This window comes from Streptomyces antibioticus (assembly GCF_002019855.1).
GTDB classification, from domain to species: domain Bacteria; phylum Actinomycetota; class Actinomycetes; order Streptomycetales; family Streptomycetaceae; genus Streptomyces; species Streptomyces antibioticus_B.
The window spans coordinates 1,348,971-1,361,607 of the sequence record NZ_CM007717.1; the positions used below are offsets into that span (position 1 = coordinate 1,348,971).

The 12,637-nt window shown below is 71.1% G+C and carries 12 protein-coding genes; 1 reads left to right on the top strand and 11 read right to left on the bottom strand.

The features are described 5' to 3' along the window. Positions 1-17: 17 nt before the first annotated feature. The 3 genes from AFM16_RS06005 to AFM16_RS06015 form a co-directional block, all read right to left on the bottom strand. A complete protein-coding gene (locus AFM16_RS06005; RefSeq protein ID WP_209313217.1) occupies positions 18-1,064 on the bottom strand; it encodes a methyltransferase in 1,047 nt (348 codons plus the stop codon). Positions 1,065-1,168: 104 nt separating this feature from the next. Continuing rightward, on the bottom strand, positions 1,169-2,098 hold the full coding sequence (locus tag AFM16_RS06010; protein WP_078632682.1) for an NADP-dependent oxidoreductase: 930 nt from the start codon (positions 2,096-2,098) through the stop codon (positions 1,169-1,171). A 66-nt stretch (positions 2,099-2,164) separates the two neighbouring features. Continuing rightward, on the bottom strand, positions 2,165-2,641 hold the full coding sequence (locus AFM16_RS06015) for a luciferase domain-containing protein (RefSeq protein WP_030786459.1): 477 nt from the start codon (positions 2,639-2,641) through the stop codon (positions 2,165-2,167). A 112-nt stretch (positions 2,642-2,753) separates the two neighbouring features. On the opposite strand from AFM16_RS06015, the gene AFM16_RS06020 reads away from it, so the two are divergent. Then, positions 2,754-3,119: a winged helix-turn-helix transcriptional regulator gene (locus AFM16_RS06020; protein ID WP_037875142.1), complete on the top strand. Its 366-nt coding sequence runs from the start codon at positions 2,754-2,756 to the stop codon at positions 3,117-3,119. A gap of 78 nt (positions 3,120-3,197) precedes the next feature. On the opposite strand, the gene AFM16_RS06025 is transcribed toward AFM16_RS06020, so the two are convergent. The 8 genes from AFM16_RS06025 to AFM16_RS06060 form a co-directional block, all read right to left on the bottom strand. Then, positions 3,198-4,610, bottom strand: a complete 1,413-nt coding sequence (locus AFM16_RS06025) for a class II 3-deoxy-7-phosphoheptulonate synthase (RefSeq protein ID WP_078632683.1) — start codon at positions 4,608-4,610, stop codon at positions 3,198-3,200. 49 nt (positions 4,611-4,659) lie between these two features. Next, the gene (locus AFM16_RS06030; protein WP_030786453.1) at positions 4,660-5,340 is read right to left on the bottom strand and encodes an FMN-dependent NADH-azoreductase; all 681 of its coding nucleotides are present in this window, start codon (positions 5,338-5,340) and stop codon (positions 4,660-4,662) included. 50 nt (positions 5,341-5,390) lie between these two features. After that, on the bottom strand, positions 5,391-6,236 hold the full coding sequence (pheA, locus tag AFM16_RS06035) for a prephenate dehydratase (protein ID WP_051780428.1): 846 nt from the start codon (positions 6,234-6,236) through the stop codon (positions 5,391-5,393). 9 nt (positions 6,237-6,245) lie between these two features. Beyond that, the gene (locus tag AFM16_RS06040; RefSeq protein WP_078632684.1) at positions 6,246-6,650 is read right to left on the bottom strand and encodes a nuclear transport factor 2 family protein; all 405 of its coding nucleotides are present in this window, start codon (positions 6,648-6,650) and stop codon (positions 6,246-6,248) included. A gap of 33 nt (positions 6,651-6,683) precedes the next feature. Further along, entirely contained in the window at positions 6,684-7,604 is a 921-nt protein-coding gene (locus tag AFM16_RS06045) for an NAD-dependent epimerase/dehydratase family protein (RefSeq protein WP_037875138.1), read from the bottom strand. 49 nt (positions 7,605-7,653) lie between these two features. Continuing rightward, a complete protein-coding gene (locus tag AFM16_RS06050) occupies positions 7,654-10,401 on the bottom strand; it encodes a non-ribosomal peptide synthetase (protein ID WP_078636855.1) in 2,748 nt (915 codons plus the stop codon). A 298-nt stretch (positions 10,402-10,699) separates the two neighbouring features. Further along, entirely contained in the window at positions 10,700-11,404 is a 705-nt protein-coding gene (locus tag AFM16_RS06055) for a response regulator transcription factor (protein WP_078632685.1), read from the bottom strand. Between the two features lie 612 nt (positions 11,405-12,016). After that, entirely contained in the window at positions 12,017-12,631 is a 615-nt protein-coding gene (locus AFM16_RS06060; protein WP_078632686.1) for a TetR/AcrR family transcriptional regulator, read from the bottom strand. Positions 12,632-12,637: the final 6 nt, after the last annotated feature.

Below are 12,637 nucleotides of genomic sequence, written 5' to 3' on the forward strand. Positions count from 1 at the left end.
AGGTTGATGACGTCGCGTCAGTTCCGCGGCACCGGCACCGCCTCCACCACGCTGCTCGGGGAGCGGGTGGGCAGGATGCGGGTCAGGGTGAAGCCCGCCGCCGCCAGGAGCCGCCGGAACTCCTCGGCCGTGCGTTCCTGACCGCCGCTGAGCACCATCATGTTGAGGTCGATGATCTTGCTGGGCGAGAAGCCGTCGCCCTCGGGCACCACCGTGTCCACCACGAGCAGCCGCGCGTCGTCGCCCATGACCCGGCGGCAGGACCTGAGGATCTCCACGGCGGAGGCGTCGTCCCAGTCGTGCAGGACCCACTTCATCGTGTAGAGGTCGCCGCCCTCGGGGACCTTCTCGAAGAAGTCGCCGCCCACCAGTTCGCACCGGTCCGCGAGGCCCGCCGCCTCGATCCGCGGACGCCCGTGCGCCACGACGTGCGGCAGGTCGAGCACCACGCCGTGGGCCGCGGGGTGCGCGGTGAGGATCGACGCGAGGAAGCCGCCCTCGCCGCCGCCGACGTCCACGATCCGCCGGTGCGGGGCGAAGTCGTAGACGTCGAGCACGGCGTCGGCGACCATCGCGGTGAGCCCGGTCATCGCCTTGCCGAGATGGGCGTTCATGGCGGGCGTGTCCTCGAAGAACTGCCAGATCTTCTTCCCCACCGCCCGCTCGAAGACGGGTTCGCCCGAGCGCACGGAGTCCACCAGCAGCCCCCAGGTCGCGTGGTGGGCCTCGCCCAGCTCCATCTGGACGAAGGACGCGAGGGATCCGGGTATGTCGGAGCGCAGGGCGTCGCCGAGCGGGGTGGTGGTGTAGCGGCCCTCGCCGTCCGAGCGCAGCACGCCCACCCCCGCGAGGGTGCGCAGCAGCCGGGCCAGGGCACGGGCGTCGGTGCCGGTCGCGGCGGCCAGCTCGGCGGCGGTGCGGGGCTCGGCCGCGAGGTGGTCGGGCAGGCCCAGCGCGGTGGCGGCGTGCACCGCCCGCGCCACCCAGAAGCTGGTGACGATCTGGAACATCCCGTCGAAGTCGGGGTGGCTTCCGGTGTCCTCGGGGCGTGCGGTGGCGTCCATGGCGGTCTCCGTACGGCTCGGCGGTGGGTGGCGGCGGTGAGTGGGAGAAGGACCGTCACGGCCGGGCGCGGCGGGAGCGCCGCGCCCGGCCGGCGAGCAGCGGGTCAGACGACGGAGACGGCGATCTTGCCGATGGTGCCCGCGCCGAACGCGCCCACCGCCTCGGCCACCGATTCGAGCGGGAACGTCCGCGCGATCGGCACCCGGAGCGCGCCGGAGGCGGCGGCCCCGGCGAGCCGGTCCAGGGTGGCCGGGGCCGGGTCGGCCATCACGGAGGTGACGGTGACGCCGGTCCGGCCGGCCTGCTCGGGGCCGAAGCCCAGGGTGGAGGCGAACCGGCCGCCGTCCGCGAGCAGTTCGACGAGCGGTGCGGGGTCGCCCGCGAGGTGCACGACGCCCGTGACGCCCTCCGGGGCGAGCGCGCGGACCTGGGCGGCCAGGTCGCCGGTGTGGTCCACCACGTGCGCCGCGCCGAGGCCGCGCACGAACTCGGTCTCGTCGCCCGGCTTCGCGGTGGCGACGACCGTCGCCCCGGCCGCCACGGCGAGCTGGACGGCGTACGCGCCCACGCCGCCGGTCGCGCCCACGACCAGGACGGTGTCCCCGGCCCCCGGGGCGATCGCGTCGACGGCGCCGACGGCGGCCGAGCCCGCCAGGCCCAGCGCCCCGGCGCGCTCCAGGTCCAGGCCGGCGGGCACGGCGGCGATGCCGTAGCCCTCGGCGACCACGGCGTACTCGGCGAAGGCGCCGTCGGAGACCACGGGCTTCATGACCACGCCGAACACCCGGTCGCCCACGGCCCGGGTCACGCCCTCGCCGACCGCCTCGACCGTGCCCGCGAAGTCCTTGCCGAGGGTGACGGGGAACTTGTGCTCCAGCATGTCCTTGAACACGCCGTAGATCACCGCGCCGTCGAAGCCGTTGAGCGACGAGGCGTGCACCTTGACCAGGACCTCGCCCGGGCCCGGCTCCGGCCTGGCCACCTCGGTCACCGCGGGGGTGGCGCCGAAGTCGTCGATGGTTACTGCGCGCATGGAGTGTTCTCGCTTTCCTGATGAACAGTCAGATCGGTTCTCGGAGTACCGGTTCCGGGCGCGGGTCTAGCGCACGGCCAGTTCGTACGACGCCTTCATGACGGCGGTGGCGACCTCCAGCTCGTCGGCGTCCCGCGGGGCGTAGAGCATGACGATGCCGCTGGGGAACTCGGGCCGCCGGGAGATCGGGTGCGGTTCGACCCAGCCCAGCTCGGTCAGTGTGTCGAGCGACTCCAGCGGCACGGTGAGGTGCATGAACCCGGAGCGGTGGATGTGCCCGAACTCGTCGACCGAGGGGTGCAGGAAGGCGTCGAAGTCGCGGTCCTGCTTGTCCAGGCGCAGCGCCAGCGACGATGGCTCCGAGACCTGGCTCTGCGTCATGAAGACGCCGGGCAGGGCCTGGGCGCGGGCGATCAGCTCGGCGCGGATCTCCGGCGGGGAGAAGTCCTCCAACTGGTCGTGCGGGATCTCCCGGCCGGTCGTGGCGGGCCGGGGTCCCTTGCGGGGCGGCAGAGCGCTCAGGGCGCTCGGTTCGACGGCCATGACTCTCCTCACTCACGCACGAACAGTGCGCTGGTCACTTCTTGTTCTCATGGAAATTTTGGGCGATCCTGCTGGGGTGGCAGAAGACGGCACCTCAAAAAGCGCTACGCACATGGATGTTCCTGACCAGGTCAGCGAGGGTCTGGCCACCTGTCGGCTGCGGGACGTGCTGGACCGGGTGGGTGACAAGTGGAGCGTTCTGATCATGGCGCTGCTCGGCGGCGGCCCCCGGCGCTACTCGGATCTGCGGCGCTCCATCGACGGCATCTCGCAGCGCATGCTCACCCTGACCCTGCGCAGCCTGGAGCGTGACGGCCTGGTCATCCGGACCGTCACCCCGACCACCCCGCCCCGGGTGGACTACGAGCTGACGCCGGTCGGGCACACGCTGTCCAGGGAGGTGAGTTCGCTCATCGAGTGGTCCGAGCGCCACCGGGAGTACATCGGCATGTCCCGCCGCAGTTACGACGCCCGGTAGCGGGTCCGGTAGCAGGTCCGGTTCGGCGCGCGCGGCCGTGTCGACCTTTCTGATGGGTACTCACTTTCTGATGGGTCCTCAGCCCGCGAGGCCGTCGAGGGCGGGCCGGGCGTCCTCCAGGAACCCGGCGACCCGGAAGGCGAGGTCGAGCGACTGACCGCGGTTGAGCCGCGGGTCGCACGCCGACTCGTAGCGGTGGAACAGATCGGGGAAGCCCAGGTCGTGCCCGCCGCCGAGGCACTCGGTGACGTCGTCGCCGGTGAGTTCCACATGGAGGCCGCCCGCGTGGGTGCCCAGCGCGCGGTGCACCTCGAAGAAGCCGCGGACCTCGCCGAGGATGTCGTCGAAGCGGCGGGTCTTGTGGCCGGAGGGCGCCACCAGGGTGTTGCCGTGCATCGGGTCGCAGGCCCAGACGACCCGGGCGCCGGACGCGGTGACCTTCTCCACCAGCGGGGGCAGCACCTCGCGCACCCGGTCGACGCCGAGCCGGACGACGAAGGTGAGCCGCCCCGGTTCGCGGTCCGGGTCGAGCCGGTCGATCAGCCGCAGCGCGGCGTCGGCGGTGGTGGCCGGGCCCAGCTTCACCCCGATCGGGTTGGCGATCCGGGAGAAGTACGCGACATGGGCGCCGTCGGCGTCCCGGGTACGCTCCCCGATCCAGAGCATGTGCCCGGAGGCGGCGTAGGAGCGCCCGGTGCGGTCGTCGTGGCGGGTGAGCGGACCCTCGTAGTCGAGCAGGAGCCCCTCGTGGGAGACGAAGAACTCGGAGTCGTCGAAGTCGCGCGGGCGGGCACCGGTGGCCCGCATGAAGTGCAGGGCGCGGTCGATGCCGGCGGCGATGGTCTCGTAGCGGGCGCGCAGCGGGGAGCCGGCGATGAAGTCGCGGTTCCACTCGTGGACCTGGCCGAGCCCGGCCCGGCCGCTCGCGGTGAACGCCCGGACGAGGTTCAGGGTGTGGGAGGAGGCCCGGTACGCCCGCAGCAGCCGCTCCGGGTCCGGGATCCGGGCCTGCGGGGTGAACGCGGGGCCGTTGACCGCGTCGCCCCGGTAGACCGGCAGGGTGACGCCCTCCCGGGTCTCGGTGGGCAGCGAGCGCGGTTTGGCGTACTGGCCCGCGAGCCGGCCGACCTTCACCACGGGTATCGCCACCGCGTAGGTGAGGACGGCGGACATCTGCATGAGGGTCGTGAGTTTGCTGTGCACCGCGTGCTCGGAGACCCCGTCGAAGGTCTCGGCGCAGTCGCCGCCCTGGAGCAGCAGGGCCTCTCCGCGGGCGACGGCGGCCAGCCGGTCCTTCAGCCGGTCGCACTCGCCGGGTAAGACGAGCGGCGGCGCGCCGGACAGTTCCTCGGTGACGCGGCGCAGGGCGGCCGGATCGGGGTAGACGGGCTGCTGGCCGGCCGGGAGCGCGCTGTCGGCGGTGGCCGCGGTGCCTGCTGTGCCTGCTGTGCCTGCTGTGCCTGCTGTGCCTGCTGTGCCTGCTGTGTTCATGGCAGAACCTCAGAATTCCGGGGAGGGAAGGGGGTGGCGTGCGGGGCCGTCAGACGCGGACGCGCTGGGCCTGGAGGCGGGCCCCTTCGAGGGCCTGCTTGAGCGAGGTGGCGGCCAGGCCCTGGAACCCGGCGAGCCGGGGCACATGTCCCGACTTGGTCATCTCGGCGTGCAGGAAGGTGAGGTCGTCGGCGAGGGCGACCATGCCGAACGCGGCCTTGAGGTAGGGCTCCTGGAAGTCGTAGGCGTAGCGGGGCGTGCCGGGGCCGTAGGCGCCGCCGCGGGCCGTGATCACCACGACCTGCTTGCCGGAGAGCGGTCCGGTGCCGGTGGCCGGGTCGACCACCAGCGGCGGGATGACCAGGCGGTCGAACCACGCCTTGAAGGTGGCCGGCAGGGAGAAGTTGTGCATGGGCAGCCCGAGGACGAGCGTGTCGGCGGCCCGCACCTCCTCGACGAGGTCCCAGGTGAGCGCCCAGCTCGCCTGCTCCTCGGGGGTGAGGGCGGCGTCGCGGGCCGCGTCGAGGTCGCGCACCTCGCCGCTCTCCAGCCGGTGCATGACGGCGATCTGCGCGGCGTCGACATGGGCCACGGGCCGGGCGGCCAGGTCCCGGTGGACATGGGTGCCGTCGGGGTTGGCGGCCCGCCAGGCGGCGGCGAACTCGGCGGTGATCCGCCGGGTCGCCGACTCGATGCGGGGGCTGGTGTCGAGGTGCAGCAGGGTGGGCACGGGTCACGCTCCTGGGTGGGTGGTGGGCCGAGGGGTCTGCGCGGTGCCGTTCAGGCAGGCTGCTCGCTCCGCTGTCCCCAGCGCGGATAGCTGCCCAGGAAGCGGGCGCCCGCGCCCAGTCCGGCGATCGCGGACATCGCCTCGCGGACGGGCGGGTTCTCGATGTGGCCGTCGACGTCGATGAAGTAGCGGTAGCTGCCCAGGCGGTCGCCGGTGGGCCAGGAGTGCAGCCGGCTGACCTCGATGTCCCGGGAGGAGAACTCGGCGAGGATGTCGAGCAGCCGGCCGGGTCCGTCGCCCGGGTTCACCATCAGGGAGGTGCGGTCCAGTCGGGTCCGCGCCGCCGGGAACCACGCCGGGGCGACCACCACGAACCGGGTGACCGCGCCGGCCCGCCGGCCGATGCCGGTGGCCAGGGTGGAGAGCCCGTACAGGTCCGCCGCCAGCGGTGCCGCGACCGCGGCGGCCCCCGCCGCCGACGCCGTCCCGGCCACCTCGCGCGCCGCGGCCGCCGTGGAGTCGGCCGGCCGGGTCCGCGCCCCGGGCAGATGCTCCGCCAGCCAGCGCGCGCACTGGGCGAGCGCGTGCGGATGGCTCGACACCTCGGTGACGGAGGAGAGGTCGGTGCCTTCCCGCGCCATCAGCGCGAACGTCACCGGCACCTCCACCTCCGCGGTGATGTGCAGCTCCGCAGAGACCAGTTGGTCCATGGTGACGGGCACCACGCCCTTCACCGAGTTCTCCAGCGGGACGACGGCCGCCGCGCACTCCCCGCGGCGCACCGCGTCCAGCGCCGCGGGCACCGTGGGGAAGGGACGGCCGGGACCGGCGGGCACGACCCGGCGCAGCGCCGCCTGGGTGAACGTGCCCTCCGGGCCCAGATAAGCGTACGTCATGACGGTCCGTCAGCTCTCTATCAGCCGGTGGAAGAGCACGGTGTCGAAGATGTCCTCCATCCGGACAGCCTTGCCGTCCCGGAAGGTCCAGGAGTGCACGAAGTCCAGGGTCTCGGTGTGCCCGGAGTGCGAGGTGACGTCCCGGGTGCCGAAGACCACGATCCGGTCGCCGGAGCGGACGAACTCCATGGGGTGCAGTTTCATGCCGCCCAGCACGGTGGGCACATGGGCGAGGAACCCCTTCACTCCGGCGTGGCCCACCTTGGTGCCGCCGAGGCCGTACTCGCTCATGCCCTCGGGGTGGATCCACTCCACGTCCTCGGACAGGACGGCGAGCAGCGCGTCCACGTCCCGGGTGTGGAACGCCTGGTAGGCCGCGTGGATCAGATGGAGGTTGGTCTCCTGCGTCTTCACCGGACTCGGTCTCCTCGTCGGTTCGTCACGTCGTCACTTCGCGTACTCGGGGTACATGGACTCGACCGTGCGGCGGATGCCCTCGCGCCAGCCGACCTTGCACGGGCCCGTCAGCCGCCTGCGCAGCGCCGGGTCGAACTGGTAGGTCTCCCGGGTGACTTCACTCGGCACGAGCTTCGCCTCGACGCCGGTCAGCTCCTCCAGATAGCGGACGCAGTCGGTGATGCCGACCGCCTCGTCGCCGCCCCAGTTGGTGAGGACGGCCGGCACCGACGCGGCCTCCCACAGCTTGGGCACCTGGTCGATCAGGTCGTCGGTGTGGAGGAGGGAGCACCAGTTCTGGCCCTCGACGGGCACCGGGATGGGCTCGCCGGCCAGCATCCGCTTGAAGTAGAGCATCGGGACACCGCCGTAACCGCCGGGCCCGTAGGCGATGTTGAGGCGGGCGATCACGGTGGGCAGGCGCAGGGTGCGGGCGAAGGCGCGGACCGTGCCCTCGGTGGCGATCTTGGCGACGGGGTAGACGGGCAGCCAGTCGGCGACGCCGTCGACCGGGTCGTCCTCGGTGTAGGCGTGGTCGAGGGTCTGGCGGGCGTACAGGGCGCCGGTGGAGACGTACAGGAACGCCTCGGCGGTGCGGCAGTGGGTCATCAGCCGCCCGGTGGCGACCGTGTTGACCTCGATCGCGGTGTTGAAGTCGCCGTCCTCGCCGCGCCGTACGGCGGAGTGGATGACATGGGTGAAGTCCTCGGGCAGGCCCTTGAGGGTGTCGTCGCCGGTGTCGTCCATGTCCCAGCGGAACGTGGTGACACCGTGCTCGGTGAGGGCCTCCTCGGAGCCGGGGGTGCCGAACCGGCCGAGCGCCCAGACCTCGTTGTCCCCCGCGAGGGCCTTGGCGACGGGTCCCGCCACCTGTCCGGTGCCCCCGGTGACGAGGATCTTCTTGCCGTGCATCATGCTCTCCTGCCGTGGTGGGGTGGGATGGTGAGCCAGGGGCGCGGGTTCAGCCGGCGTCGCCGAGCGCGCGGTCGAGTTCCCTGCGCAGGACCGACTGGAAGACGGCGACGTGGTGCGGGCCCATCAGCGTGTAGTGCTCGCCGGGGACGTCGAGGTAGCGGACGTCGGGGCAGTGCTCGTCCCAGCGGCTCAGCTCGTTGTTCAGCCAGTCCTCCTTGGTGCCGCGCAGCGGGATCGCGTAGAAGACGGACATGGTGCGCACCGAGCCACTGGGCGCGTAGGTGCGGCCCAGGTCGGTGAGCCCGTCGGCGAGGGTGGCCCAGGCCGTGAACTTCTCCAGGGTGAGGTCGAGTTCGGCGAGCCGGGCCGGCGGCGCGAGGTCGATGAAGCGCGCGAGCTGCTCCTCGCGGGTGAGGTGGCGCAGTTGTCCGGGCAGGTCGAGGGACTGCTTCTTGTCGATGAGGGCGAGGAAGAAGGCGAGGTTGGCGGCGGTCTCGACGAAGTCCAGTTCGTTCATGCGGTACTTGATGTGCGGGGGCAGGTTGAAGCTGCCGACGAAGTCGACGCGCTCGCCCTGCGCCTCCAGGACCTTGGCGATCTCGAAGGCGACGGCTCCGCCGTAGGAGTATCCGGCGACGGCGTAGGGGCCGTGCGGTTGCTTGGCGCGGATCGCGTCGACGTAGGTGGAGACCATCTCCTCGAAGCTCTCGAAGGGCTTCTCCCCCGGGTTGAAGCCGCGGGCCCGCAGCGCGTAGAACGGCCGGTCGCCCACGAAGTACTTGGCGAGGTTGACGAAGACGAGGACCTCGCCGACGCCCGGGTGGACGCAGAACAGCGGGGTCTTGTCGCCCACGACCTGCATGGGGACGATCGGGTCGTAGGGCCGTTCGGCGCCGACGTCCTCGCCGAGCCGGGCGGCGAGTTCGCGGACGGTGGGGGCGGTGAGCACGGTGATGATCTGGAGGTCGTGCGCGCCGAGCCGCTGGGCGACCAGGCTGCGCAGCCGCAGGATGTCCAGGGAAGTGCCGCCCAGGTCGAAGAAGTTGGCGGTGGCGCTCAGCTTCTCCGGGTCGGTGTCGAACATCTCGGCGTAGATCCGGGCGAGGATCCGCTCGGTGTCGCCCTCGGGGGCGGTGTATCCGCCGAGGCGGCGCAGGACGAGGTCGGCGACCGCGTCGGTGGTCTCCCGGTAGGCGCCGGCCTCCAGGCGTTTGCGCATCAGGGCGCGCTGGATCTTGCCGAGGCTGGTCTTGGGGAAGGCGTCCTTGGGCAGCGGCAGGATCAGCGCGGGGCGGAAGCCCCAGTGCATGACGACCCCGGAGCGCACCGCCGACAGCACCCGGTACAGGGCGAGTTCGTCGCCGTCGGCGGTCTCCGGGTGGAAGGCGACGACGAGTTGCTCGGTGTCGCTGCCGGGGGCGCGGGTGGGGAAGGCGGCGACGTAGGAGCGGGCGACGCCGTCGAGCTGCTCGAGGACGCTCTCGATGTCGTGGCTGAAGTAGTTGACGCCATTGACGATGACGCTGTCCTTGCTGCGCCCGACGAGGGTGAGGCGGCCGTCGTCGAGACGGCCGAGGTCGCCGCTGCGGAACCAGCCGTCGGCGGTGAAGGCGTCCCGGGTGGCCTGCTCGTTGTTGTGGTAGCCCGGGGTGATCATGGGCCCGGTGAGCTGGAGTTCACCGGTCTCGCCCGGGCCCAGTTCGCGGTCGTGCTCGTCGACGATCCGCAGCCGCAGGCCCTCCACCGGGGTGCCGAGGTTGGCGAACTCCTGGCCCTGGTCGAAGGCGGGGAACGTCCGGGAGTAGATGGAGCCGGCGCAGGTCTCGGTCATGCCGAAGGCGGGCCACAGGGCGTCGGGGCGCAGTCCGTGGGCGGCGAAGCGGTGCAGGAAGGTCTCGCCGGTGGTGCGGACGACGGCCTCACCGCCGCTGATGATGTGGCGCAGCCGGGACAGGTCGACGGGGCCGGTCTCCTCCAGCCGGTCGGCGGCGGCGTTCAGCAGCCCCAGCAGGAAGTTGGGGGTGAAGGTCATGGTGACGCCGTGCCGGGAGATCAGCCGCAGGAACTCCAGGGGCTCGCCGAGGACGACGGCGGCCTCGACGTGCAGTTGGGTGGCGCCCGCGTACAGGGGCAGCAGATGGCATTCGAGGAGGGCGGCCACATGGTCGAAGGAGACCCAGTTGAGGGAGACGTCGTCGGGGCCGAGCCGGTGGTGGCCGTTCTTGCCGGCCATGGAGGCGAGCAGGTTGGCGTGGGTGAGGCGGACGGCCTTGGAGTTGCCGGTGGAGCCCGAGGTCAGCACCAGCAGGGCGGTGTCCTCGGGGTCGGCCTCGTACGGGGCGGCGGCGGGCTCGGTGGCGTACAGGCCGGACAGCGGGGTGACGCCGAGGCCCTCCACCTGCGGGAGTTCGGCGGCGAGGGTCTCGGTGGTGACGATCAGCGGCCGGTCCAGGAGGGTGTTCACATGGCCGAGCTGGGCGGCCCAGCGCTCGGGGTCGCCGCCGAGGGGTGCCATCGGGACGGGCACGAAGCCGCCGAGGAGACAGGCCCAGAACGCGGGCAGGAACTCCTGCGGGCGCTCCAGGAGCAGGACGACGTTGTCGCGCGGGGCGAGGCCGCGGGCGCGCAGGCCGGTGAGGACCCGGCGGGCCTCGTCGACGAGTTCGGGATACGGCTGGAGCCATGAGCCGTCCGGTCCGGCGTCGCCCCGGGCGTAGAGGAGGCCGGATCCGGGGTGGTTCTCGGCGGCCCGCAGCAGGAGGTCCGCGATGGTCCGGGTCGATGAAATGGCCATGGTCATGTCGATGCCCTCTCTTCTCGTTCGCGAGGAGACGCGCCCCCACGGGGCGGTGGTCGGGGCGTCACCGGATGACGCCGGCGGCCGCGGTGACCGGGCGGCCGCGCGCCGGTGGTCGGGAGGATCCGTCGGTGAGAAAGTCGGCGCACAGGGCCTTGACAACTAGCCTCTGCGGGTCGGGCATCCGGTTTCAACAGACCTGGTTTCAGGGCTTCGTCAGGTTTCACAAATCCGCGCGGGTGTGTGGGCTGCGGTGCAGATCCATGTCAGAGGAACGTCAAATGCCCAGGTGAATTCATCCGTTGCCGAGCCTGAACCCGACTCCCCTGATGGTGATGATCCAGTCACTCGCACCCAGTTTGCTGCGCAGACTGCTGACATGTGTGTCGACGGTCCGCCGCGACCAGGAATCGCCCCATACCTGCTGCATGAGCCGATTTCGCGGAATGACACTTCCCGGGTGGGAGGCGAGGAGATGCAGGAGATCGAATTCCTTCCGGGTGACGACCACGGGCCTTCCGTAGAGGCTCACCTCGCGGGAGCCGGCGTCGATGGTGAGGGGCCCGTGCGAAATGACGTCGGCGGTCCGCGGTACGGGCCGGGCCCGTCGCATCACCGCCTGCATCCGCGCCATCAGTTCCCGGAAGCCGTACGGCTTGACCATGTAGTCGTCCGCCCCGGCCTGGAGGCCCAGGACGCGGTCCAGTTCGGTGCCGCGGGCGGTGAGGGCGATGATCGGGATGTCGGAGACGGTCCTGATGGCCCGGCAGACCTCCAGCCCGTCCAGGTCGGGCAGTTCCAGGTCGATGAGGACGAGGTCGGCGTCCCCGTAGACCTGGAGGGCCGTGCCGCCCCGTTCGACCGCGGTCACCTCATGGCCGTGGCGGCGCAATCCATGGATCAAGGACTCCGCGTATTGGACATCGTTTTCCACCACGAGAACCCGCCACGACTTCCCGGCATTCGCCAGAACCGGCAGTTCCGGAGCACGCTGACTCATCGTCTCCCCCAAGACTCGTCTAGCTCTCGAAGAACCCCGCCCGGGCAGGGCCACCGCACGCGGCGAGTCTAAAAACCCGTTCTTCGGACTGTCAAAGATCCATGGCGTAAACGAGCTATGTCGAACGAGTCAAAGGGAGTTCCGTGCTCCGATTGGGGACCCTTGGAAAATAACGGACGAAGGGGAACGCCGGTCTTGTGTGGATCAAGCCATTCCCGATGCCCGCAACCAGCGATTCGTCCCCTCTCGGACAGCCGTCCGGGACGATGTGACGGATACCCGGGGGAGCGCCGCACGTCTTCTACATGTACACGATCGAACGGAGTGCGCCTGACGCCCGCCGCTGGCCGGAACCAGGTGGTCAACGGCGTATGCGCCCCTCCCGCTCACCCGCCCGCAATGCCCTCGTCATCCCGTGCCCGGCCGTCCGGAAGAGTCGCGTTCCGAGCGCAGGAAGGCCGAAAAGAGGCACGAACACGCGTGTTCCCAGCGAACCCGCACGTTCCCTCGTGCGCGGGAATCACTCGGGGCGTCTGCAATTTCACGGAACCCGCCGTTTCACCGGAGAGAAGAAAATTACGAGCCTTTTGCCGCCGGTCGGGAACACGCGCGTCAGCCGGCCCGCACCAGCCCCGCGATATGTGCCGTCACCGTCTCCAGGATGTCCGTCCACGCCTCCTCGTCACCGAGGACGAGGTAGTTCAGGGTCAGCCCGTCGGTCATGGCGGCCAGATAGCGGGCCAGGACGGACACAGGTACCTGGAGGCGGAGGTCCATGTCACGCCGGAGCTGCTCTATGAGGTCGGCGTAGGCCTCGGCGTAGAGCGCGTACTGACGCCGGGCCAGATGCTCGAAACCGGGCTGGCGCAGGGCGTACTGGGTGAGTTCGTACGTCAGCATGTGCTCGTCGGGATGGGCCCGGACATGGTCCCAGTAGGCGCGGAACCCGGCCGCGACGGTCTCCTCCAGGGTCGCCCTGGAGGTGGGGGCGCCCGTGGGGCGCAGGGCGTCCTTCACCACCGTCACCGAGTGGTCGGTGAGGGTGGTGATGACGGACTCGATCAACGCCTGCTTGGAGTCGAAGCAGTAGTGGAAGACGCTCAGGGACACCTCGGCCTCGGCGGCGATGGACCGGGTCGTCGTCCTCGCGACGCCGTCCCGGGCCATCGCCCTGATCGCGGCTTCGGTGAGCTGCCGGCGCCGTTCGGCCGACGGCATCCGTGCCATGGGGGT

Bases quoted from the DNA above. Each gene is read 5' to 3' on its own strand.
- AFM16_RS06005 (WP_209313217.1), bottom strand. From the start codon at position 1,064: ATGGACGCCACCGCACGCCCCGAGGACACCGGAAGCCACCCCGACTTC.
- pheA (WP_051780428.1), bottom strand. From the start codon at position 6,236: ATGACGTACGCTTATCTGGGCCCGGAGGGCACGTTCACCCAGGCGGCG.
- AFM16_RS06020 (WP_037875142.1), top strand. From the start codon at position 2,754: ATGGATGTTCCTGACCAGGTCAGCGAGGGTCTGGCCACCTGTCGGCTG.
- AFM16_RS06010 (WP_078632682.1), bottom strand. From the start codon at position 2,098: ATGCGCGCAGTAACCATCGACGACTTCGGCGCCACCCCCGCGGTGACC.
- AFM16_RS06045 (WP_037875138.1), bottom strand. From the start codon at position 7,604: ATGCACGGCAAGAAGATCCTCGTCACCGGGGGCACCGGACAGGTGGCG.
- AFM16_RS06050 (WP_078636855.1), bottom strand. From the start codon at position 10,401: ATGGCCATTTCATCGACCCGGACCATCGCGGACCTCCTGCTGCGGGCC.
- AFM16_RS06055 (WP_078632685.1), bottom strand. From the start codon at position 11,404: ATGAGTCAGCGTGCTCCGGAACTGCCGGTTCTGGCGAATGCCGGGAAG.
- AFM16_RS06015 (WP_030786459.1), bottom strand. From the start codon at position 2,641: ATGGCCGTCGAACCGAGCGCCCTGAGCGCTCTGCCGCCCCGCAAGGGA.
- AFM16_RS06060 (WP_078632686.1), bottom strand. From the start codon at position 12,631: ATGGCACGGATGCCGTCGGCCGAACGGCGCCGGCAGCTCACCGAAGCC.
- AFM16_RS06025 (WP_078632683.1), bottom strand. From the start codon at position 4,610: ATGAACACAGCAGGCACAGCAGGCACAGCAGGCACAGCAGGCACAGCA.